The sequence below is a fragment of the Microbispora sp. NPDC046973 genome (genome assembly GCF_040644495.1).
In the GTDB taxonomy this organism is placed as follows: Bacteria; Actinomycetota; Actinomycetes; order Streptosporangiales; family Streptosporangiaceae; genus Microbispora.
On the sequence record NZ_JBEYWQ010000003.1, the window covers coordinates 76,475 to 97,744 of the forward strand.

The window sequence follows — 21,270 nt, forward strand, 5'->3', positions numbered from 1 at the left end:
GATCAGGGGCCGGTGGGGGACAGCCCGTCCAGCCAGCCGCGTACGGCGGCGAAGAAGTCCCCGGCGTTGCGGTGCAGGTTGAGCGCGTGCCCGGCCCCGGCGAGCACGAAGGTCTCCAGCCGGGCCTCGGCCGGATAGAACCAGCTCTCCCAGGTCTTGACGGCGGCGGCGTCGGTGCACTGCAGGTAGGGCCCGTTGCAGAACAGGTCGTCGTGCTGCCCCACCGCGACGAGGACGGGGACGCGGACGGCGCCGGAGATCGCCGGATCGCCGGCCTCCGCGAGCGTCGCCTGCTCGCCGCTCGTCATCGTCGCCTTCGTCAGCTCCAGGACCGCGGGCATCGCCGGTGAGGCGTCCGCGGTGTCGAGGAACAGCCCGGCCCTGCTGCCCTGCCGGGTCGTCAGATATCCCGCCGGCGGTCGCCTCGGCCCGAGGACCGGGTCGTCGGCGGCGGGCACGATGGCCGCGTTGAGGGCGTCCAGCCTGGGCCCGACGGAGTGGACGAAGCCGCTCGCCACCACCGCGTCGAGGTCGCCGTGCCGGGCCGCGTCGGTCACCAGGACGCTGGAGCCGAACGAGTGGCCCACGCCTATCACCCGGCCGTAGGCGTGGCCGTCGACCTTCCCTGCCCGCAGCAGGCCCACCACTTCGTGGATCGCCTCGACCTCTGTGCTCAGCGTGACGTCCTGCGCGGGCGGACGGTCGCTGAGGCCGCTGCCCGGCCGGTCGAGGGCGAGCACGGCGTATCCGGCGTCGGTCATGTAACGGACGTACGGGCGGGTGTGCGCGTCGGCAGGGGTGAGCCAGTACGCCTGGTCGAAGGTGGCGCCGGCGAGCAGCAGTTGCAGGGCGGCCGGAGCCTGTCCCGACGGCAGGCACAGCGTCCCCCGGAGCGTCGTCTTCTGGGCGGCCAGGGTGACCGGCACGGACACCAGACGGCATCCGGTGGCCGAGGCCGCGGCGGGCCGCGCGGGCAGGCCGGTGAGGAGCAGCAGCGCCACCCCGGCCAGCAGGGCGCGCATGAACACGTTTCTTGTCATCAACTCACCCCTGAAGGCTCGGGAGCACCTTGTCCAGGAACCGTTCGAGACTCGCCACGGCGACCTGCCCGGGCACGGCGCCGAAGTCCATCTGCCACAGGAAGCCGTCGACGCCCAGCACCTCGGCGATCTCCTCGACGCGCTCGGCGACGGTGGCGGGGGCGCCGACGACGGCGCTGCCCATGGTCCGGAACGTCCCGGGGTCGAGCGCCCGGATGGCCCGGCTCATGCCCGTGTAGCCGGTGTAGTCCGCCGACGCGGCCGACAACCAGGAATCGGTGGCCGACGCCCACACGTCGAGGTAGGCCCGCAGCAGCGGGTCGGCGGTCCGCCGCGCCTCCTCGTCGCTGTCACCGACGTACAGCGGGAGGCTCGCCACCACCTGGGGGGAGCCCGGGTGCCCCGCCTCGGCGTACGCCTCGCGGTAGACGGCGATGTGGTCGCTCATCTCGGCGAGCGGCGTGAGGGCGGGGGTGACGAGCAGGTTGTGGCCGCTCTCGCCGATCCAGGCGAAGCTGGAGCGCGAGCGCACCGCCGCGACCCACACCGGCGGGTGGGGGCGTTGCACGGGCCGGGGCAGGATCGTCACGTTCTCGAACCGGAAGAACGGCGTGTCCACGCTGACCCGTTCCTCGGTCCACAGCCGCAGCACGGTCTCCACGGTCGCGGTGAAGCGCTCCCTGCTTCCGTCCATCGGCACCTGGAACACCTCGAACTCCTGCGGCAGGTAGGCGCGGGCGAAGCCGACGTCGAGCCGTCCCCCGCTGATCGCGTCCACCATCGCCGCCTCGGAGGCGAGCCGTACGGGGTGGTGGAAGACCGGCAGCACGCAGCCCGTCATGAGGCGGATCCGGCTGGTGGCGGCGGCCACCGCGGACAGGAACGCCAGTGGGCTCGGGCAGTAGCCGCCGTAGGCGCCGAGGTAGTGCTCGGTCATCTTCACGTGGCTCATGCCGCCCTGGTCGGCGAGGCGGCTCAGCAGCAGCACGTCGCGGAAGTAGTCGTCGGGCGCCTTGGTCGCGGGCGCGCAGTCGGGCAGCAGGGACAGGCCGTGGAACATGTGCGGTCCTTTCTTCGGATCAGGTCACGGCGAGGGGTCAGGGCACAGCAGCGGTCAGCGGCACGGCGAGCGGTCGGGCCACGGCGAACGGTCAGGCCACGGCGAACAGGAAGAAGACGACGTGCGCCACCACGAGGGGGATCAGCACCGGGTAGTGCCAGAACAGGACGCTGTGCGTGACGCCCATCACGATCGCGCCGACCACCGGGAACATCGCAGCGCGCCAGGAGGACATCAGGAAAACCTGCATGACGGTGAAGAGCAGGCAGGAGATCCCGATCGCGAGGACCGGTCCGGCCCCGCGCAGCCACGACAGCACCAGCCCGCGGAAGACGACCTCCTCGCTGCCGACCTGCGTGGCGGTGAGCGTCAGCGCGAGGGGGAGGGAGACGACCTCCATCGTCTTGAGGTGGTGCCTGATCCACCCGCCGCGCGACAGGCCCAGCCACTGCCGCATGCGCTCCCCGCTCTCCACCGAGCCGTCCACGGCGCCCCCGGCGGTCGCGGGCGCGGTCCGCGCCCCCTTCACCGCCGCCCTCGCCGTGCCCCTCGCCGTGCCCCTCGCCGTGCCCCTCGCCTCGTCCCGCGCCCCGCTTCGCACCCGGCCCGCCGCGGAACCGGCGCGGCGCCGGCCCGCCGCCGCCTGCACGCCCTCGATCAGCACCCGGCACAGCAGCGACCCGAGCGCCACCTCCCCGACGCCGATCGCCGCGCCGAGCGCGATGAGGCCGGGCCGGTCGAAGCCGGCGGCGAACCGGGTGAGGTCGATCCCGGTGACGAGGACGAGGACGGCGACCACGAGCACGTGACTCGCGCCGGCCGCCGCCAGTTCGAGGACGCTGCCACGCTCGCTGGCGTCCCAGCGGCGGCCGAACGGCAGCAGGTGGGCGGCCCGGCGGCAGAGGGCGAACAGCGCGGTCTTGGCGTACTTGTAGTACAGGACGACGAACACCGTCAGAACGAGCGCCTTCAGCGGCCAGGGCAGGTCGTTCATGCGGGTGCCCCCCACATGCCCCGGGCCGGGGTCCGCCGTGCCACCGGCTCGCTTCGCCGGTAGCGCCAGACCCACACGTTGAACACGACGTGGGCGACGACCGCCGCCAGCACGTTGCCGGTGAGCAGCGTCGCCACGCACGCCGCCGCCGCGAGCGGGGTCTTGGCGAGCACCTGCACCCAGCCGAAGAAGACATGGGAGCAGGCGAACACCGCCGCGGCCAGGACCAGCGCGCCGGCCTCGAGCCGCACGTCGGGGAGCAGCAGGGCGAGCCGGGTCAGCAGGCCGCGGAAGACCAGTTCCTCGCCGACGGCCACGGCGACCAGCAGTTCGAGCCGGACCCGCAGGTCACCGCCCGTCGGCGCGTAGTCGTTGCGGGCGCGGACCAGACCGGTGCGGCGGCGCTCGGACACCCGGGTGCCCGACGCCGCGAACCCCGCCGGGCGCGCCGCCGTCATCCGCTGCGGCGCCGGCCGCGCCGGAGCGGGGCGTGCCGTACGCCAGGCCGTGATGATCGCCAGGTCGGCCCGGACGATCAGCAGGCCGAGCACGGCCCCGAGCGCGGCGCCCGCCGGCAGCCCCCACCACCCGGCCGGGTGACGGGGCACCGGCAGCAGCGCCGAGCCGGGGCCGAGCAGCACCGCCCCCGCGGCCACCAACGCGCCCATGAGCAGTACATGCACGCCGAGGAGCGGCAGCCGCCGTACCCACGCCCACCGGGTGTGCAGGTGGGCCGCGAGCGTCAGGCACGACAGGGACAGCAGGGCCAGCGCGGTCAGCGCGTACGCCCTGGTGTCCGGCAGAGGGCTGTCAGGGATAGGGGTGGGGGTCATGGCGGCGGAATCCTCCGTACGCGGCGAACCGCGCGTGCGCCGCGGGCGGGGCGCTGGGCAGCGGCAGGGTCACGAGGTCGGGGCACCAGAAGCGGGCGACGACGAACCCGAGGTCGGCGACGTCCACGGTGGTGAAGTCGGCCGCGTACAGGCGCTTGCCGGTGGCGTGGAAGGCCCGCACGAGATCGCGCGCACGGGCCCCCGCCGGCCGTTCGTCGTCGGGCGGCAGGTCGTCGGCCGACGCGTCGTCGCAGTCGCCGAACCTCTCCTCGACCACCCTCGCCCCCTCGGGAGTGGCGGCGAGGGAGACGTTGGATTCGAGGTCGAAGATGTCCTCCCGCACGGCGGAGCCCTGCTCGAACCGCTGCTGCAGCGCGGACCAGACCGCCAGGCCCCGGACGCCCGCCGCCTCGAGCAGCGCCCGGTACATGGCCCGTTCGAGCACGCCGTCGATGCCGAGACCGACCGCCACGGCGGGCAGGCGGCCATCCGCGCTGCGGATCAGGCAGGCGACGGTGAACCCGGGCAGGTCGGCACTGGGCAGCAGGTGGAACTCCGGCTGGTCGCCCCGCGCTTCGAAGGAGCCGCCGATGACCCGTTGCAGCGCCGCGGTCCTGACCCCAGGACGGATCCGCGTCGACCGGCTGCCGCCGTACCAGTGGCTGAGCGCCGCGTCGATCTGCACCATCTCCTCAAGCGCGTTGAGCGCGGCGCGGTCGGGGTCGGTGTGCGCGGCGGTGCCGGTGGACACCGCGGGCGCGAGCCAGGGCTCGCCCCTCGTGTCCTGGACGACGTAGCCGACGAGCAGCAGCTGGGCCGGCACCCAGCAGTCGCGGCCGTCGCCCAGCCGGGTGGCTCGCACCCAGCCGAGCACGTCGCCGTCCCGGCGGGGCCGGAAGGGGAAGCCGGGACGGCCGTACTGCTCCGCGCTGAACGGCTCGGCGGGGCCGGCGTCCCAGTGCTCTCCGGCCGCGGTCAGCTCCCCGGCCGTCGCGTAGCGGATCGGGAACCGCCCGCTCACCGGGGCGATGTAGCCGCCGTACCGCTCCACCACCTCGCCAAGCGTCCTGATGTGCGATTCGAAGGGGCGCAGGCCGTACCCGCCGATGTGGTAGGCGCCGATCTTCGGCGCTGGCAGTCCGCGCAGCACGTGCACGCCGGTGAGCTCGCCGCCCGCCACCATCAGCCGCGGGCCGCCCCGCTGCCGCTGCAGGAAGCCCATGGACGGCATCAGGCCGCACAGCGGGGAGTGCATCCGGGCCCGCAGCCGCGCGGTGAACTGGTCGGGGGCCTCCACGACACCCGGGGCCATCCCCGCAGGCGGGGCCGTCACGTCGGGCGGCGCCGTCACCGGTGGGGCCGTCACCGATGGGGTCGTCACGTCAGGCATCGATCCACCGCCGCACGTCGAAGTACAGCTCGGTCGCCTCCCGCTCGGGCACCGGCCCGCAGGCCCGGCAGCCGGGCAGCCGCAGCACCTCGGAGTAGGCGATCTCCATGGTCGGCACGTAGATCCCCAGGACCTTGCCGAGCGTGGTGGTGGTCCCGGTCAGCGCCAGGTTGAGCGCCTCAAGCCCGACGTGCCCGGCGACCAGGGCGCGCAGCGCGTCGAGGGTGGGCGGCTCGCCGGCCCGTATCGACCGCCGGACGAGGGCGTCCTTGTACCGCTGGTAGGCGGCCGACTCCCGCAGGTTCATCAGCACCCGGGTCTCGAAGCAGGCGAAGCAGGCCGAGGCCGGCGGGGAGAAGGCCGGGCCGATCAGCAGCATCGGCCCGTCGACGGCCGCCTGGATCCACGGCGTGCGCAGCGCCAGCGCGACCCGGTTGAGCACGCCGAGACGCAGCGGGTGCGGCTCCTCGGCGACGTGGACCAGCACCTTGCCGCGCCACGGCTCGAAGCGCTCGGTGAACCGCTCGAAGGTCAGCCCGTCCTCCAGCGCGACAGGGTCGGCCTCCAGCAGGGCGCGGTGCAGCGGGTCGTCCTCGCCCGCCACCTCCACCCCGCCCGGCAGGCTGCCGTCCAGCACCCGGGCCGTCGCCGCCGCCAGCGCGTCGCCGCCCAGGACGACCACCGGTGGGGCGGGAGCCTCCGTGGTGTAGGCGCCGGTGCTCTCCAGATAGCTGTCCAGCGCGGTCTCCGGCGCCCGCGCGATCACACCGAGCTGGTCGAGATGGTCCACGAGGGCCTCCACCTCGGCCCGGGTCACCCCGTTGGCCTTCGCCACGTCGGCCCTGCTGGCGGTGCCGTCGAGGCCGCGGAGCAGGCCGTACAGGCGGCCGGTCCTGGCGTGGTCGGTCAGGGTGTAGGAGCGCACGTTCCAGACGCCGTGGCGCAGTTCCACGGTGTCGGCGTCGTGGGCCACGATGCTGAAGGACGGTTTGATCCTGACGTTCTTGCTCTGTTGCATCGGTGCCGTTCCTTTCTCAGGGTCCGTGCCGTCAGCCCAGCAAGGCGGCCGTCCGGGGGAGTTCGGGCGACCCGTGCCCTCCGCCCGCCGCGATCCCCGCGAACTGCAGGTCGATGAAGGCGTCCGCGATCTGGTCGCGGCGCAGCCGCACGCCGTCGGCGTCGGAGCGCACCTCGGCCACCCGTTCCAGGAAGCCGAGCAGGTGACGGCAGGGCCCGAGCGCCAGGACCTCGTCCAGCTCGGCGCCCGTACGCTCCCGCCACAGGTCGCGCGAGGCGCCCTCGAAGGTGGTCAGCGACTGGTAGAGCAGCCGGGCCGCGATGGCCGGCGAGGCGGCGGGGTAGCGCTCGTCGAAGTGCAGCGGGTCCCGGTTGTAGGCGGACAGGAAGCCGCGCCGGTGCGCCAGGTACTCCCCGCCGATCAGCGAGGTGGCGCCGGAGCCGAAGCCGGCCCAGTCCATGCGGAGCTGGAAGTAGGCCAGGTCGCTGAGGCAGCGCCGGTCGCCGAAGTGACTCATGGCGTACTCGGGGAACCCGGCGTCCACGAGCAGCGCGGCGGCCCGTCCGTAGGCCGCCTTCTGCTCCGAACGCAGGATCTCGGTGGTGCCCCGGGTCACCTGACGGCGCAGCACCGTGCCGTGCGCGGGCCGGTACGGGTAGAGGGCGACGTGGGTGACCGGCAGGTCGAGGGCGGCCCGCACGGAGTCGGCGGCCTCCTCCACGCTCTCGCCCGGCAGCCCGCAGATCAGGTCGATCGAGCGGTCGTCGAAGCCCGCCTCGGCCGCCAGGTCGACGGCGCGCCGCGCCTGGGCCGCGTCGTGGCTGCGGCCCAGCGTGCGCAGCCGCCGATCGTCGAAGGACTGGACACCGCTGCTCCAGCGCCGGAAGCCCACCTCGCGGAAGGCCGCCAGCTTCTCGAGGGTGAGGCTCTCCGGGCTGCACTCGATGGTCGCCTCGTCCAGCCCTCCGGACAGGTCGAACACCTCGTGCAGCGCGGCGCCGATCCGCGCGATCTCGTGCTCGGCCAGGATGCTCGCCGTGCCGCCGCCCCAGTACATGATCGCGGGGCGGTAGCCGCGGCCGGCCAGGTCCGCCCCGCGTTCCCTGATCTCCCGGCAGAGCGCGTCGATGTACGCCCGCCTGGGCGTGTCGGCGGGGCGCAGCAGCAACTCGGCGGTGGGGATCTCGGTGACCCAGTCGCAGAAATGGCACTTCGAGCTGCAGAACGGGATGTGCACGTAGATCAGCAGCGGCCGGGCGTCGCTCATCCCGGCCACCCGACGAAGATCGTGTGCGCGACGAAGGACAGCACGCCGTCCAGCCCGAGCGCCTCGTTGGTCAGGTCGTCGACGTAGCTGGAGCAGTCGGTCGTGCCCAGGCCGAACCCGGTGGCGGTCAGGTGCATGTTCTGCGCGATGCCGCCGCACTCGTGCAGGACGAAGCGCATGCCCCGCGGGCCGTACTTGCGCATGGACCGCCAGGGCCGGGCGACGAGGAGGACGACCGCCGCCGCGCTCTCGACGGAGATGATCCCGCCGGGGATGGCGAACGAGTCGCGCAGCCGGTCCGCCGTCGCCCGGTCGCCGGTGCGGACGAGCACGTCCTCGACCGGGCTGTAGCGATAGACGCCCACCGGCAGTTCCGGCACGTCGAGCGCGGCGAGGTGGATCTCCACGGGATAGAGGCCGCCGCCGCTCGGCACCGCGCGGAACCGGTAGGTGGCGGTGCCGCCGCGCATCAGCTCGCCGTCGGCCTCCCCGGTGATCCCGCCGCCGAAGCGGATCATCGTGCCGAGCTCGGCGAGGGCCACCGGATCGCCGGTGTACCTGCGCACGCTCCGCCGCCGGGCGACGGCCTCGTCCAGCGCGATCGGCACCTCCAGCGGCGCGGGCAGCTCGACGACGTCCGCCTCGGGCACCGACTCGTGGTCGATCACCGACAGCGCGGTCGCCATCACGTCCCCGAAGTAGTCCGCGCCCGAGAGCTGGGCCTCCCGGTCCCAGGGCGCGAACCGGCTGGCGACGATGAAGTCCTCGGCGGGCCGGGGGAAGCGCGCCTCGCCGAGGTTGTCGTAGCGGGCCTGGTGCGTGCGCAGGCCGACCGTCTGCAGGTCCGGGCTGAGCAGCCGGTAGGCGCTGACCCCTGCGCTCGCCTCGGCCAGTTGGGGATCGGTGTGCTCCACGCTCACTCCTGGAAGATCTCGCTGGGCGGGGGGACCTTCCGGTTCAGGGCGATCGACTGGTCGACGAGCTGCTCGGCGGTGACCGGAGTGGCGTACTCGCCCAGCCGGAAGGTCGCGTGCGCCCACTCGCTGAACTGCACGAGCCCGAACCTGTTGCCGTCGGCGTCGGTCACGCTGGCGCCCCGGCCCATCGAGTCGCCGGCGTCGCCCCGGTAGAACGGGCTGTCCCGGAACTGCTCCTGGAACTCGGGCTTGACCTGCTTGGGCAGCGGCAGGTCGTACGGGCCGGCCGTCACCTGGCCGCCGGTCTCCGCGATGGTCTTGAGCACGGCGTCGAGGTCGGCCACGTGGAAGTAGACCGTTATCGCCTCGCCGGGAAACCTGCGCTTGTTGACCGTGAGCAGGATGCCGTCGCTGGACACCGGGGCATGGTAGGAGATCTCGTACGACAGGGATCGTGCGAGCGGCATTCCGAGCAGCGCCTGGTAGAACTCCATACCGCGCGCCACGTCGTCCACCGGCACGTTGATGAGAACGGGCTTGGGAATGGCGGAAACGTCTATTTCCCGCTTGGCTTCCATGGCTGTCACCGCGTTTTCCTCAGAATTTCTCCATGAATTCGGGAAGGGCGGGGCCCGGGGCGTGCGCCGCCGGGCCCCGCTTGTCGCTACGGACGCGCGATCGTGCCGCAGGAGCTGGACGTGCAGCCAGCGCAGCAGGACGAGGCGCCCGGTACGACGACGCCGAACCCGGCGCCGGTCAGACCGGCGCCGAGCGGCTGAGCGGTCATGCTCCGGTGGTCGACCGTGGCGGTGCTCTCGAGCTTCATGCCGTAGTTCACCCCCTCTCGGCATGACGGAGACCCGGGAGATCGAAGACGCGGATTCATGCGAGCCCGGGCGCCGCGCTCCGATCCAGCAAAAGGTCCCTTTCTCCGGATCGGACTCACCGATCATCACACGCGGAAATGCGCTGTCAATGATGAGAATTCGTGCGGGACGATGGTGACAAAACTCACCGGAAAACGGTGCGGAAACGGTTCTCCCGTAATGCGCGCCGGGCGTCGTAGCGTGCGTCAGTGGACTTCGCCCCGACGAAGAAGCGTTCTCGGGAGGCCGCGACAGCGATGACGCCTGAAACCCGGCACGTGAGCATCAGGGACGTGACCTTCAGCTACGGAGCGGTGCGGGCGCTGGCCGGCGTGACCCTGGGGATCTCCGCCGGAGAGGTCGTCGCGCTGCTGGGACCGAACGGCGCGGGCAAGAGCACGCTCACCCACGTCATGCTGGGGCTGCTGACCCCGGGGACCGGCCGGGCCGACCTGTTCGGCATGCGCCCGCAGGACGCCGTCGCGCGCGGGCTGGTGGGGGCGATGCTGCAGGACACCGGGTTGATGGGCCATGTGACCGTCCGCGAGATCGTCGGTCTGGTCGCGGCGCAGTACGGCAGGGCCGCTCTGACCGGGGAGATCCTGCGCGAAGCCGGGCTGGCGGACCTGGGGGCGCGCCGCGTGGGCAGGCTCTCCGGCGGGCAGCGTCAGCGGGTCAAGTTCGCCCTGGCCATCGCCGGAGACCCGCGGCTGCTCTTCCTCGACGAGCCCACCGCCGCGCTCGACGTCGCGGCCAGGCACGCGTTCTGGGAGGACATCCTCGAACGGGCCGGGCGCGGCCGGACCATCGTCTTCGCCACGCACTACATGGAGGAGGCGGAGGCGTACGCCAACCGGATCGTCGTGCTGCAGGGCGGGCAGATCGTGGCCGACGGCCCGGCCAGGCAGATCATGTCCCGGGTGAGCGACGTCACCCTGCGGTTCACCGATCCGGAGGCGCGGGAGGAGGAGCTCGCCCGGCTGCCGGGGGCGCTGCGGGTGAAGGGCGACCCGGGGGACCGGTGGGAACTGGTCACCTCCGACCAGGACGCCACACTCGACGCCCTGTACGGCGCCTCACGGCGAGGGGTGCGGGATCTGGAGATCATCCGGGGCTCCCTCGAGGACGTCCTCATGGCCCTGGCGAAGGAGACGGGACTGCCATGACCCACTACATCAGGCTCGACGTGGTCAGCATGGTCCGCAGCGGCTACTTCCTGGTCTTCTCCGTGCTGTTCTCGGCCGGCTTCTACGTCATGTTCACCAAGCTCTTCACCGTGTCGGGCTGGACCTCCGCCCCGGGGTTCGCGGTCACCTACATGATCGCCCTGGCGGTCTCCGGCGCGTTCTACGCCGCGCTGACCGGCGGCGGAATCCGGCTGGGCGAGGAGCGCGGCAGCGGGTGGGCCCGCCAGCTCACGCTCACCCCGCTGTCCCCGCGCCGGTACGTGCTGGGCAAGCTCGTGGGCGCCTGGCTGCTCGCGCTGCCCGCCCTCGCGGCGATCTTCATCCTGGGCGTCCTGCTCAACCAGGTGCGGATGCCGCCGGGCCGCTGGGCGCTGGTGCTCGCCGCCTCCTGGGGCGGCAGCGTCTGCTTCGCGGTGTTCGGGGTGGCGATCGGGCTGCTGGTCGCCGGAGAGGCGACCCAGTTCGCCTGCCTCGGCGTCTTCTTCCCGATGGCGATCCTGGGCGGGCTGTGGTTCCCGACGTCGGCGTTCCCGCAGACGGTCAAGGAGATCGGCGACTACCTGCCCACCGGAGCGCTCTACCACCTGGCGATCACCGCGGAGCGGGGATCCGGCGCGGTCGCCACGCCGCTGCTGGTGCTGGCCTGCTGGACGGCGCTGGCGCTCGTGGTGGCCCTGGCCCGGCTGCGCCCCGAGGCCCTCAGCCCCGCCCGCTGACTCAGAGCCAGTCGTTGGCGGCGGCGATGCGTACGGCCTCGTGGCGGTTGCGCGCGCCGGTCTTGTGGATGGCCCGGGTGATGTAGTTCCGCACGGTGCCGGTGCTGAGGCGCATGACCCTCGCGATGTCGGCGACCGTGAGGACGTCCTGGGCGTGGCGGAGCACCGCGACCTCCTGCGGAGTGAGCGGGCACGGTTTGGCCAGGGCGATGCGGGCGGCGAGGCGGTCGTCGATGACGAGCTCGCCGGCGGCCACCTGCCTGATCGCGGCGACCAGCCGGGCGGTGGAGGTGTCCTTGACGAGGTAGCCGCAGGCGCCCGCGGCGAGCGCGGCGCGCAGGGCGCCCGGCTCGCGGAACGCCGAGAGGATCAGGCACCTGGTGGCGGGAGAACGTCTGCGCAGCCCCGCGACCACCTCCACGCCGTTCGGGACGTCCTCCTGGCCGGCCGCGCCGTCCGACGGCAGGTGCAGGTCGACCAGTGCGATGTGGGGGCGCGTCTCGGCGGCCAGCGCCACGGCCTCCTCGACTCCGCGCGCCGCGCCGACCACCCGCAGCCCCGCGTACGCCGAGAGCAGGAGCTCCAGGGCCTCCCTGACGAGGTCCTGGTCCTCGGCGATCAGCACGTCCAGTGGCGGTTCAGTCATGCGGGGGTCCCCCTTCGACGAGTCTCGCTGTCACACGTACGCCGCCCTCCCTGGACCGCGAGACGACCAGCTCCGCACCGGCCTGCTCCAGCCGCTCCCGCAGCCCGGTGAGGCCCGCGCCCGGCACCAGGGGCTCCTTCGGCCGTCCGTCGTCCTCGACCGTCAGCCGTCCGGCGCCGAAGATCACCCGGCATGTCCGGGCGTCGCTGTGCTTGGCGACGTTGGTGACGGCCTCGCGCAGGAACCAGGCGAACGGCGCCCTCTGGTGCGCCCTCACCGGACGGCCGAAGACGGCGAGGTCGATTCCCACCCAGCCCAGCAGTTCCCTGGCCTCCTCCAGCTCCGTCACGATGTCCGGGGAGCGCATCTCCTCGACCACCGCCAGCGTGTTGTTGAGGGCTGTGCGCGCCAGCGCCGCGATGCGGCGCAACTCCTCGCCCGTGGAGGTCTCCGGGTCGTGCTGCGCCGCGACCTCGGCCCGCATGATGAGGGCGACCAGGTCGCGGCCGACCAGGTCGTGCAGGTCCCGGGACAGCCGGCGGCGCTCGCGCTCGCCGGCCAGCCGCTCGGACGCCTTCTGGGTCTCCCAGCGGGTGATGGCGAACTCGATGACCTGGTGGATGCCGCTCACCGTCACGGCGAAGACCGCGAGCTGGGTCGCCAGGATGGCGAGCCGCATCGGGGCGAGTCCTCGCAGGAGCCCGGCGCACACCATGACGAGGACGAAGCCGCCGGCGGACACCAGCCCGAGCCAGGGGCCCTGAGTGATGACGAGGCAGGTGAGGACGTAGAACGGCAGATAATAAATCCAGCTCTCCGGGAGAACCGCGAGGAGGGCGAGCCCGCTGACGACCACGCCCAATAGCGCCCAGGGCGCGTGGAGCCGTTCCGAACGCGGTATCGAGCGGCACACCACCCGGATGTAGGAGGCCATGAAGACGGCGAGCCCGCACCCGGCGACCGCGCATTTCCACGGTCCGGGCCGGTCTCTCAGGAATTCGGGCGACAATGTGAGCACGAGCAACAGAAATGCGATCGTGAACAGGCGAATGCCCCGGTAGAGGGCGGCCGACGGCGCGGCGCCGGTCCGGGAGCGATCCGCCGCCGCGCGCCGGTCGCCGGCCCGCTCACGATGCCCGGTGAAAAACGCCACCGGATTTCCCTGGAATTTCTTCCCGCGTTCACGTGGCTCCGACCTCGACACCACCCGCCACCACCCGTCACGCGTCGCCACTGCTCGGTGAAGGCGATTTGGCACTTCTCGCCAAGCGCTATTGGTGCTCTCGCCGCGCGCGCTGACCCGGACTCCGCGACACGAGTTGATTACATGTCGGAAAGCGTGTCAACCGGACTTTTTTGCGCAATCACCCACGCGCCGGACCCACCTGCTGTGATCACGCACCGTCCCGGCGCGGGCGCGCACCGTGTGAGGACCGTCTCGCCGCCGGACGGCAAGGGGGCCGTGCCGAAGTGTTCACCGACTATTGCGGAGATCCTTGGGAAAGGCGACGGAAAAGATGGATTCGCGGGTAACTACTCACGGGTAGATTTACTCGGACGAGGCGAAAGCGGTACAGAAGGAGCCATATGACGGCGAGGATGGGGACGGCGCGGCTCGGCCCGGCAGAACGTACCGCCGCCCTGGCGCGGATGGAGGCCCAGGAACTCGACGTGGTCGTGATCGGCGGCGGCGTGGTCGGCGCCGGCGTCGCGCTCGACGCCGCGACCCGCGGGCTCTCGGTGGGCCTGGTCGAGGCGCGCGACTTCGCCTCCGGCACGTCGTCCCGATCGTCCAAGCTGATCCACGGCGGGCTGCGCTATCTGGAGCAGCTCAACTTCGACCTCGTCAGGGAGGCCCTGCGGGAGCGGTCGCTGCTGCTCAAGCGGATCGCGCCACACCTGGTCAGGCCGGTGCCGTTCCTGTACCCGCTCACGCACGCGGGCTGGGAGCGGCCGTACATCGGGGCGGGGCTCGTGCTCTACGACACGCTCGGGCTGTCCTTCGGCCTCACCCGGGGCGTGCCGGGGCACCGCCATCTGACCCGCCGCCAGGCGCTGCGGGTCGTCCCCTCGCTGCGCAGGTCGGCCTTCACCGGCGCCGTGCAGTACTGGGACGCGCAGGTCGACGACGCGCGCTTCGTGATGACCACGCTGCGCACCGCCGCGACGTACGGCGCGCACGTCGCCTCCCGGGTGCAGGCGATCGGCTTCCTGCGCGAGGGGGAGCGGGTCACCGGGGTGCGCGTGTGCGACCTGGAGACCGGCGCCGAGCTGGACGTGCGGGCCCGCCAGGTGGTCAACGCGACCGGCGTGTGGACCGACGACATCCAGCAGCTCGTCGGCGGCCGGGGGCAGATCCACGTGCGGGCGTCCAAGGGCATCCACCTCGTGGTGCCGCGCGACCGCATCCACTCGCTCAGCGGGCTCATCATGCGCACCGAGAAGTCGGTGCTGTTCGTCATCCCCTGGGGCCGGCACTGGATCATCGGGACCACCGACACCCGCTGGAACCTCGACAAGGCCCACCCCGCCGCCTCGCGGGCGGACATCGACTATCTGCTCGACCGGGTCAACTCGGTGCTCTCGGTGCCGCTGACCAGGGACGACGTCGAGGGCGTGTACGCCGGGCTGCGGCCGCTGCTGGCCGGGGAGTCCGAGGAGACCTCCAAGCTCTCGCGCGAGCACGTCGTCACCCACCCCGTGCCGGGGCTGGTCATGGTGGCCGGCGGGAAGTTCACGACGTATCGGGTCATGGCGGCCGACGCCGTGGACGCGGTCGCGCTCGGCCTGGACCAGCGGGTGCCGCCGTCCTGCACCGACCAGGTGCCGCTGGTCGGCGCGGAGGGCTACCAGGCCCTGTGGAACTCCCGCCACCGCATGGCGCGCTCCTCCGGGCTGCACGTGGCCAGGATCGAGCACCTGCTGGAGCGGTACGGCTCGCTGATCGACGAGGTGCTCGCGCTCGTCGAGGAGGACTCCTCGCTCGGCCGGCCCCTCGACGGCGCGGACGACTACCTGCGCGCGGAGATCGTGTACGCGGCGACGCACGAGGGCGCCGGGCACCTGAACGACACGCTGACGCGGCGCACCCGCATCTCGATCGAGACCTTCCACCGGGGGACGGCGGTGGCCCAGGAGGCCGCCGAGCTCATGGCCGGCCCGCTCGGCTGGGACGCCGACCAGGTCAAGCGCGAGGTCGAGTACTACACCAAGCGGGTCGAGGCGGAGCGGGCCTCCCAGGAGCAGGACACCGACCAGGAGGCCGACGCGATCCGCCTCGGCGCGCCGGAGATCGTCCCCGTCGCGCCCCCGCGCGACCTTGCCAAGGCGCCGGGGAACATCAGCTGAAAGGGATCCACGCGCGGTCGGCCAGCGTGGCGGCGTCGCTGACCTTGAGGCCGGTGCCGGACACGGTCCACAGATCGTCGCCGATGACGAGGGAACGGCGGATGCCCTGGTCGGCGGGGGCGAAGTCGCTCTTCGCGGGTGACCGCGGGTGGGTCACGACGCCCAGCTTGGTGATCTCGTGGTCGCCGACCCGCAACGCGAGGGCCGCGCTGCCCGCGATCCCGCCGTCGGTCCAGTTCTGGAGCGGGAGCACGGCCAGCCCGGTGGCGGGCCAGTAGAGGAAGGCGTGCGGGTCCCACTCGGCCTCCGAGCCGGACTCCTTCTGGTGGAACCGCGACAGCACCGCGGGCGCGGCCGGGTCGGAGACGTCGAACAGCGAGATCTGCGTGCCGAGCACGCGGCCCTTCTCGCTCGCCTCCTGGCCGATCCCGATGAGCCGCCCCTCGCCCGCCGGGTGGAGATAGGCGGAGAACCCGGTGATCTTCAGTTCGCCGGTGACCTTCGGCGCGGCCGGATCCCGCAGGTCCAGCGTGTACAGAGGGTCGGTCTGGCGGAACGTCACCACGTAGCCGAGGCCGTCCATGAACCGCACCGAGTAGATCCGCTCACCCTTGCCGAGGCCCGTGACCGAGCCGGTCCGCGCGAGCGTGCCGGCGTCGAGCACGTACACGCCGCTCTCGCTCGTGCCCGGGCTCGCGCCGAACACCTCGGCGCCGCTGGTCGTCGCCACCCGCAGGTGACCCTCGTACTCCGACAGGGAGTACTGGTTGAGCAGCCGTCCGGGCACCGAGCCCGAGGCGACGTAGCGCGGCGCGCCGGGGGCCGAGACGTCGAAGCGGTGCACCTCCGTGCGCTCGGGCGGCGCCTGCGGCGTGGGTGCGGCGTCCGACGAGCCGGGCACGGGCGCCACGTCGATCGGACGCGCCGTCCACCAACTGGGATTGCTGGTGACGTAGAGGCTGCCCGCCGTGCCGTACACGGTGTCGCCGTCGGCCGCGACCGCGATCGGCGTGAGCGAGCCGAACGGCGTGGCGGCGGCCAGGTCGATCGTGTGGATGGTCAGCATCGAGGTGCCGGTGAACCGGTCCGGGTGGCTGACCCGGTCGCAGCCGACCCGCTCGGTGCGGCTCGCGCCGCCGGACTCGACATCGTACGACGGCAGCCACGCGTCGGCGGGGGCGGACAGCACGGCCCTGCGGTTGCCTTCGAGCAGTTCCTTCTCCGGCTCGTCCTGCTTCGGCGCCGGGAAGGCGATCTCCGGCTGGGACCGGACGACGAGGCGCACCGTGGAGCCGGATTGGCGGGCGTCGATGTGCTGCCCGCGCACGGTCATCGCGCCGAGGACGCGCGGCTCGCCGGACAGGTCCACGAGCACGTACCTCGGGCCGCTCGGACCCGGCAGGCGCTTGGCCGTCGCCCCGAACGGGATGATCCCGCCGCCCTGGAACAGCACGAGCGCCCGGTCGCCGTGCACCAGCAGGTCGGCCTGGGCCCACGACTGGTCCTCGGCGACGAGCCGCAGCGTCCCGGTCACCTTGCGGGTCTTCGCGTCCACGACGCGCAGCACGCCCCCGGTGACCGTGATCACCCGGTCGCCGTCGGTCTTGACCAGGTCGGGCTCGTCCACGCCCGCCTCATGCGTGTTCGTGGTCGAGAACGACTGCTGCTCGGGCGTCGCCCGCTTGGCCGCGCCGGCGTCGGTGACCGCGTAGAGCATGGCGTCCCCGAAGCCCCAGGGCGTCACGTTCCGCGCGGCCGCCTGCCGCAGCCCCTCCGTCATCTCGTCGCAGCCGGTGTAGGCGACGAGCCGCACCTTGCCGGTCAGGTCCGTGGAAAGGGGCGGGAAGTCCTGTGTCGTACGGCCACCCGCGCAGCCCGTGGCTCCCGTGGCCAGCAGCGCGGCGAGAATGCCCGCCGTACGAATCGATGTCCTCATGCCCCCAAGACGGACCGCCGTCGGGGGCGGTTCACCGCGCGCGGCTCACGAGGGCCTGAACCTCAGGTTGACGATCAGATCGTCCACCGCCTCGTCACTGGCCTGCATGAGCGCGCGTACCATGCCGCCCGTCATGTCGAGGATCACCATCGCGTTCTTGTCGCCGTCGCCGGTCTCCCAGCAGACGACGTGCCGCTCGTCATACCAGCCCATGAACCGAGAGCATCCGGACGCGATCCGCAGTTTCTCCCGCCCCGTCGCGTGATCCCAGACGCACAGATCCGCGTCGTCCTGCGGGCAGCCGCTGGCGAACGAGGTTCCGGACGGGGAGAACAGGAACTGGGCGATGTCGTTGAACATGGTCGGGCCGGTGATGTCGCGGACCGCCTTCCCACTCAGGTCGAAAAAGCGCAGGCCCTTGGTCCGGCCACTGCGGAAGAACGCGACCACTCCCTCTTCGTCCGCGTCCCATCCGAACACCGATTCCTTGATGGCCGGGTCGTCGACCTCCACGATCTTCGCGGTTCGCCGGGCGGCGTCGACCACGATGAAGCCGGTGGTGATCTGGTCCTTGCCGGAAGGCTTCCTGATGCTCAGCAGGATCTTGCCGCCGTCCCGCGACCATTGGAAGAAGTCCGCCACCTTGGGCTGGCGCACTGTCTTCACCTTGTGCAGCACTCCGGTTCTCAGCTGAATGAGATCGACGGACGACGTGCCCTTGTAAAAGTAGACGGGTATGCCCAGCCCGTACGTGCCGTCCGGCGAGACGGTGTAGTCGAGATAGCCGTCCTTCTTCTTGAACGGTGCGGACATCGAATCCCTGACGTACGTGTACTCCGCCGCGTCCGTGGTGAAAGACGCGACCGACACCGGGTCGTCGGGATGCTCGTAGAGAGTGGCCGCCACGCCGGGCAGTTTCGTCTTGGTCAGGCCCGTCGTGGGGACGGTGACGGACGGAGTCGAGGCCGCGGCGGGCGTCGAGCTGCCCTCCTGCGGTGTGTGGGCCGTCGGCGGCGTGAGAGAAGTGACCACCCTGGCCGCCTCGGCGTCCGTGCCGCCCCGGTCGCCGGAGCGGAGCAGAAGGCCGGCGGTGATCGCGGCGATCACGGTGACCGCGGCGGCGACCTTGATCCGGTGGCGACCCGCTCGGACGCCCGGCTCGACGGCCGATTCGATCTCCGTCTCCCGGCCTCCGCCGGCCTCGACCGGACGCGCGCCGGCGCGGGCATCGGGCCGCCGGCCCGGAGCGGACCGTGACCACACGGGGGTCTCGGATGGAGGGGGCGGCCCTCCGGTGTCCGGCTCGGCCGTGCCGGTGACGGTCTCCGGCCGCGGGCCCTCGCCATCGGGGACGACGGCATCGGGGGTGTATTGCTCCAACAGGGCCTCGATGACCTGCTGGGCGGTCGGCCGCCGTGCCGGGTCTTTCCGAAGGCAGGAGGCGACCAGATCCCTCAACGTGCCGTCGATGCCGCGGATCTCTGGCTCGGCGTTGAGGATCCGGTTGATCACGGCGGGCAGGGATGCACCGCCGAACGGGGAGTTTCCGGACGCCGCGAACACGATCGTGCTCGCCCAGGCGAACATGTCCGTGGCAGGGCCGATGTCCTTGTTCAGGAACTGCTCCGGCGCCATGTACGCGGGAGTGCCGATGGGCACCGAGGTCAGCGACGAGGTGGCGTCCAGCGCGCGGGAGATGCCGAAATCGATGACTCGCACCCCGTCGGGCCCCATGAGCACGTTCGGCGGCTTGAGGTCGCGATGCACGATTCCGGCTTTGTGAACGGCCGCCAGGGCGGTGGCGACACCGATGGCGAGACGGTAGAGGGCGTTCCCCCTGACGGGACCTGAGGAGGCGACGCTCTGCTGGAGCGAGGGGCCGTCGATGTATTCGCTGACGATGTACGGCCGGTCGGACTCCATGCCGGTGTCGAGGATCTGTGCCGTGCAGAAGGCCGCCACACGTTTGGCCGCCGCGACCTCCCGCAGGAAGCGCTCGGTGGTGACGGTGTCACCGGTCAGATCGGCACGGATCCATTTGACGGCGACGGGTTCGCCGGTCGGCCCGGTGGCGTGGTAGACGATGCCCTGTCCGCCCGTACCGAGACGGCCGGTGAGCGTGTACTGGCCGATGCGCTGGGGGTCGCCTGGTCGCAGAGGTGAGATGTCCGGCACGTACTCGATTTTGCTGGACCGACGCGGCGGCGAGGTTGTTTCCGGCGAGGACGCCTTTTGCCCGGCGCCTCCTGCCCGGGACCGTCGAGACCACATGCGGGATCCGCCGGGCGAGCGGCGCATGTCCTCGCCGAAATCCCAGGGGGATCACATGGTGCCCTGTTTCCTCGGGCGCGTCATGCCGAGCTTCGTGGCCCACACGCCGGACGTGGACCGCCTGGAGGTCCTGTGGGAGCGCCCAGCCGCAGCGCGAGGGTCATTACCTACCGGTAGCCATGAGCGGGGCTCCGGAATATTCTTCCGCCATGGGTGCCATGAATCGGACGCTCGACGCGGCCATGGTCGACCGGATCCTCACGCACGTCTCCTCCGAGGGCAAGACGAGGGAGATCGTCGCGCCGTTCACCGGCGAGGTCCTGGCCGAGGTCCCGATCTCCACCCCCGAGGACGTCCGCGCGGCGTACGCCAGGGCGAGGGCGGCGCAGGAGGCCTGGGCGGCGCTGCCGGTCCGGGAGCGGATCAGGCCCTTCCTGCGGCTCCACGACGCGATGCTCGACCGCCGCAGGGAACTGCTCGACATCGTGCAGTGGGAGACCGGCAAGGCGCGGCGCCACGCGTACGAGGAAGTGGCGGACGTGGCGGGCTGCACGCTCTACTACGCGCGGCGGGCGCCCGGACTGCTGGAGCCGCAGCGCAGGCAGGGCATCTTCCCGATCGCCACCCGCACGGCCGAGCTGCGCCACCCCAAGGGCGTGGTCGCGGTGATCAGCCCGTGGAACTACCCGCTGGCCCTCGGCGTGACCGACGTGGTCCCCGCGCTGATCGCGGGCAACGCGGTCGTGCACAAGCCGGACACCCAGACCCCGCTGTCCACGCTGTGGACGATCGACCTGCTGGCCGAGCTGGGCATGCCGCGCGACATCTGGCAGGTCGTGCTCGGCGATCCGGAGGACGTCGGCGACCCGCTGATCGACGGCGCCGACTACGTGGCGTTCACCGGCTCGACGCGCGGCGGCCGCAAGATCGCAGAGGAGGCGGCCAAGCGGCTCATCGGCTGCTCCCTTGAGCTCGGCGGCAAGAACCCGATGGTCGTGCTCGACGACGCCGACCTCGACGTGGCCGCCCAGGGCGCGATCCGGGCCTGCTTCACCAACGCCGGCCAGCTGTGCATCTCGATCGAGCGCCTCTACGTGCACGAGGCGATCGCCGACGCCTTCCGCGACAAGTTCGTCCGGGCGGTGGAGAACATGAGGATCGGCCCCGGTCTCGACTGGGACGTGCAGATGGGCTCGCTCACGTCCCGAAGGCAGCTCGACGGGGTCGCGGCGCATGTCGAGGACGCCGTCGCCAAGGGCGCCAGAGTGCTGACGGGCGGCCGGCCGCGCCCCGACCTCGGCCCGTTCTTCTACGAGCCGACCGTCCTCGACGGCGTCGGCGAGGACATGGCCGTCTGCAAGGACGAGACGTTCGGGCCGGTCGTGTCGCTCTACCGCTTCAGGGACGAGGACGAGGCGGTCGACGCGGCCAACGACACGGCGTACGGGCTGAACGCCTCGATCTGGACCAGGGACGTGGCGCGGGGCCGCCGCCTCGCCGCCCGGATCAAGGCGGGCACGGTCAACATCAACGAGGGGTACGGCTCGGCGTACGCCTCCTACGACGCGCCGATGGGCGGGATGAAGTCGTCCGGCCTCGGCCGCCGCCACGGCACCGAGGGCCTGCTGAAGTACACCGAGGTCCAGACGGTGGCCAGCCAGGCCACGTGGCTGGGCTTCGAGCCGATCCTCGGCATGACCTACGACAAGTACGCCGACACGCTCGCGGGGCTGCTCAAGACGATGAAGCGGCTGCACCTCAAGTAAGAAGGAAGGCGGGGC

Annotated in this window: 18 protein-coding genes; 4 read left to right on the forward strand and 14 right to left on the reverse strand. The window is 72.0% G+C overall.

The window, feature by feature from the left end; genetic code table 11:
• Positions 1-2: 2 nt before the first annotated feature.
• The 10 genes from ABZ860_RS07590 to ABZ860_RS07635 form a co-directional block, all read right to left on the reverse strand.
• Positions 3-1,040, reverse strand: coding sequence for an alpha/beta hydrolase (locus tag ABZ860_RS07590; protein ID WP_357216478.1), 1,038 nt, complete (start codon positions 1,038-1,040; stop codon positions 3-5).
• A gap of 4 nt (positions 1,041-1,044) precedes the next feature.
• Entirely contained in the window at positions 1,045-2,100 is a 1,056-nt protein-coding gene (locus ABZ860_RS07595) for an LLM class flavin-dependent oxidoreductase (protein ID WP_357216481.1), read from the reverse strand.
• Positions 2,101-2,191: 91 nt separating this feature from the next.
• A complete protein-coding gene (locus ABZ860_RS07600) occupies positions 2,192-3,094 on the reverse strand; it encodes a CPBP family intramembrane glutamic endopeptidase (protein WP_357216484.1) in 903 nt (300 codons plus the stop codon).
• Positions 3,091-3,927, reverse strand: a complete 837-nt coding sequence (locus tag ABZ860_RS07605) for a CPBP family glutamic-type intramembrane protease (RefSeq protein ID WP_357216486.1) — start codon at positions 3,925-3,927, stop codon at positions 3,091-3,093. Before ABZ860_RS07605 ends, ABZ860_RS07600 begins: the two co-directional genes overlap by 4 nt.
• The gene (locus ABZ860_RS07610; protein WP_357216489.1) at positions 3,905-5,317 is read right to left on the reverse strand and encodes a YcaO-like family protein; all 1,413 of its coding nucleotides are present in this window, start codon (positions 5,315-5,317) and stop codon (positions 3,905-3,907) included. The genes ABZ860_RS07605 and ABZ860_RS07610 overlap by 23 nt, the downstream gene beginning before the upstream one ends.
• Positions 5,310-6,335, reverse strand: coding sequence for a TOMM precursor leader peptide-binding protein (locus ABZ860_RS07615; RefSeq protein WP_357216492.1), 1,026 nt, complete (start codon positions 6,333-6,335; stop codon positions 5,310-5,312). Before ABZ860_RS07615 ends, ABZ860_RS07610 begins: the two co-directional genes overlap by 8 nt.
• A gap of 31 nt (positions 6,336-6,366) precedes the next feature.
• Positions 6,367-7,602 carry a coproporphyrinogen-III oxidase family protein gene (locus ABZ860_RS07620; protein ID WP_357216494.1) on the reverse strand — a complete coding sequence of 412 codons (1,236 nt, stop codon included), beginning with the start codon at positions 7,600-7,602 and terminating at the stop codon, positions 6,367-6,369.
• The gene (locus ABZ860_RS07625; protein WP_357216496.1) at positions 7,599-8,516 is read right to left on the reverse strand and encodes a SagB/ThcOx family dehydrogenase; all 918 of its coding nucleotides are present in this window, start codon (positions 8,514-8,516) and stop codon (positions 7,599-7,601) included. The genes ABZ860_RS07620 and ABZ860_RS07625 overlap by 4 nt, the downstream gene beginning before the upstream one ends.
• 2 nt (positions 8,517-8,518) lie before the next feature.
• On the reverse strand, positions 8,519-9,097 hold the full coding sequence (locus ABZ860_RS07630; protein ID WP_357217596.1) for a VOC family protein: 579 nt from the start codon (positions 9,095-9,097) through the stop codon (positions 8,519-8,521).
• Between the two features lie 86 nt (positions 9,098-9,183).
• A complete protein-coding gene (locus ABZ860_RS07635) occupies positions 9,184-9,345 on the reverse strand; it encodes a hypothetical protein (protein ID WP_157099475.1) in 162 nt (53 codons plus the stop codon).
• A gap of 333 nt (positions 9,346-9,678) precedes the next feature.
• Between ABZ860_RS07635 and ABZ860_RS07640 the strand changes: the two genes are divergently transcribed.
• Together ABZ860_RS07640 and ABZ860_RS07645 are read left to right on the forward strand one after the other, a co-directional pair.
• Positions 9,679-10,551: an ABC transporter ATP-binding protein gene (locus ABZ860_RS07640; protein WP_357216499.1), complete on the forward strand. Its 873-nt coding sequence runs from the start codon at positions 9,679-9,681 to the stop codon at positions 10,549-10,551.
• On the forward strand, positions 10,548-11,288 hold the full coding sequence (locus ABZ860_RS07645; protein ID WP_357216501.1) for an ABC transporter permease: 741 nt from the start codon (positions 10,548-10,550) through the stop codon (positions 11,286-11,288). Before ABZ860_RS07640 ends, ABZ860_RS07645 begins: the two co-directional genes overlap by 4 nt.
• Position 11,289: 1 nt before the next feature.
• Here the strand turns inward: ABZ860_RS07645 and ABZ860_RS07650 are convergent, their stop codons facing one another.
• A complete protein-coding gene (locus tag ABZ860_RS07650; protein ID WP_357216503.1) occupies positions 11,290-11,934 on the reverse strand; it encodes a response regulator transcription factor in 645 nt (214 codons plus the stop codon).
• Positions 11,927-13,087 carry a histidine kinase gene (locus ABZ860_RS07655; protein WP_357216506.1) on the reverse strand — a complete coding sequence of 387 codons (1,161 nt, stop codon included), beginning with the start codon at positions 13,085-13,087 and terminating at the stop codon, positions 11,927-11,929. Before ABZ860_RS07655 ends, ABZ860_RS07650 begins: the two co-directional genes overlap by 8 nt.
• Positions 13,088-13,521: 434 nt before the next feature.
• Here ABZ860_RS07655 and ABZ860_RS07660 point away from each other — a divergent pair, with 434 nt between their 5' ends.
• The gene (locus ABZ860_RS07660; protein ID WP_357216509.1) at positions 13,522-15,282 is read left to right on the forward strand and encodes a glycerol-3-phosphate dehydrogenase/oxidase; all 1,761 of its coding nucleotides are present in this window, start codon (positions 13,522-13,524) and stop codon (positions 15,280-15,282) included.
• Here ABZ860_RS07660 and ABZ860_RS07665 read toward each other — a convergent pair.
• On the reverse strand, positions 15,275-17,218 hold the full coding sequence (locus ABZ860_RS07665; RefSeq protein WP_357216512.1) for a beta-propeller domain-containing protein: 1,944 nt from the start codon (positions 17,216-17,218) through the stop codon (positions 15,275-15,277). The genes ABZ860_RS07660 and ABZ860_RS07665 overlap by 8 nt on opposite strands.
• Before the next feature lie 45 nt (positions 17,219-17,263).
• Complete coding sequence (locus ABZ860_RS07670; protein WP_357216515.1) at positions 17,264-19,393, reverse strand: protein kinase; 2,130 nt, start codon at positions 19,391-19,393, stop codon at positions 17,264-17,266.
• A 305-nt stretch (positions 19,394-19,698) separates the two neighbouring features.
• On the opposite strand from ABZ860_RS07670, the gene ABZ860_RS07675 reads away from it, so the two are divergent.
• Entirely contained in the window at positions 19,699-21,255 is a 1,557-nt protein-coding gene (locus ABZ860_RS07675; protein ID WP_357216517.1) for a succinic semialdehyde dehydrogenase, read from the forward strand.
• The last annotated feature ends 15 nt before the right edge of the window (positions 21,256-21,270 follow it).

Coding starts and splice junctions, on each gene's coding strand:
- ABZ860_RS07630 (WP_357217596.1), bottom strand. CDS start 9,097: ATGGAAGCCAAGCGGGAAATAGACGTTTCCGCCATTCCCAAGCCCGTT.
- ABZ860_RS07665 (WP_357216512.1), bottom strand. CDS start 17,218: ATGAGGACATCGATTCGTACGGCGGGCATTCTCGCCGCGCTGCTGGCC.
- ABZ860_RS07610 (WP_357216489.1), bottom strand. CDS start 5,317: ATGCCTGACGTGACGACCCCATCGGTGACGGCCCCACCGGTGACGGCG.
- ABZ860_RS07675 (WP_357216517.1), top strand. CDS start 19,699: ATGGGTGCCATGAATCGGACGCTCGACGCGGCCATGGTCGACCGGATC.
- ABZ860_RS07660 (WP_357216509.1), top strand. CDS start 13,522: ATGACGGCGAGGATGGGGACGGCGCGGCTCGGCCCGGCAGAACGTACC.
- ABZ860_RS07650 (WP_357216503.1), bottom strand. CDS start 11,934: ATGACTGAACCGCCACTGGACGTGCTGATCGCCGAGGACCAGGACCTC.
- ABZ860_RS07600 (WP_357216484.1), bottom strand. CDS start 3,094: ATGAACGACCTGCCCTGGCCGCTGAAGGCGCTCGTTCTGACGGTGTTC.
- ABZ860_RS07605 (WP_357216486.1), bottom strand. CDS start 3,927: ATGACCCCCACCCCTATCCCTGACAGCCCTCTGCCGGACACCAGGGCG.
- ABZ860_RS07590 (WP_357216478.1), bottom strand. CDS start 1,040: ATGACAAGAAACGTGTTCATGCGCGCCCTGCTGGCCGGGGTGGCGCTG.
- ABZ860_RS07615 (WP_357216492.1), bottom strand. CDS start 6,335: ATGCAACAGAGCAAGAACGTCAGGATCAAACCGTCCTTCAGCATCGTG.
- ABZ860_RS07620 (WP_357216494.1), bottom strand. CDS start 7,602: ATGAGCGACGCCCGGCCGCTGCTGATCTACGTGCACATCCCGTTCTGC.
- ABZ860_RS07595 (WP_357216481.1), bottom strand. CDS start 2,100: ATGTTCCACGGCCTGTCCCTGCTGCCCGACTGCGCGCCCGCGACCAAG.
- ABZ860_RS07635 (WP_157099475.1), bottom strand. CDS start 9,345: ATGAAGCTCGAGAGCACCGCCACGGTCGACCACCGGAGCATGACCGCT.
- ABZ860_RS07645 (WP_357216501.1), top strand. CDS start 10,548: ATGACCCACTACATCAGGCTCGACGTGGTCAGCATGGTCCGCAGCGGC.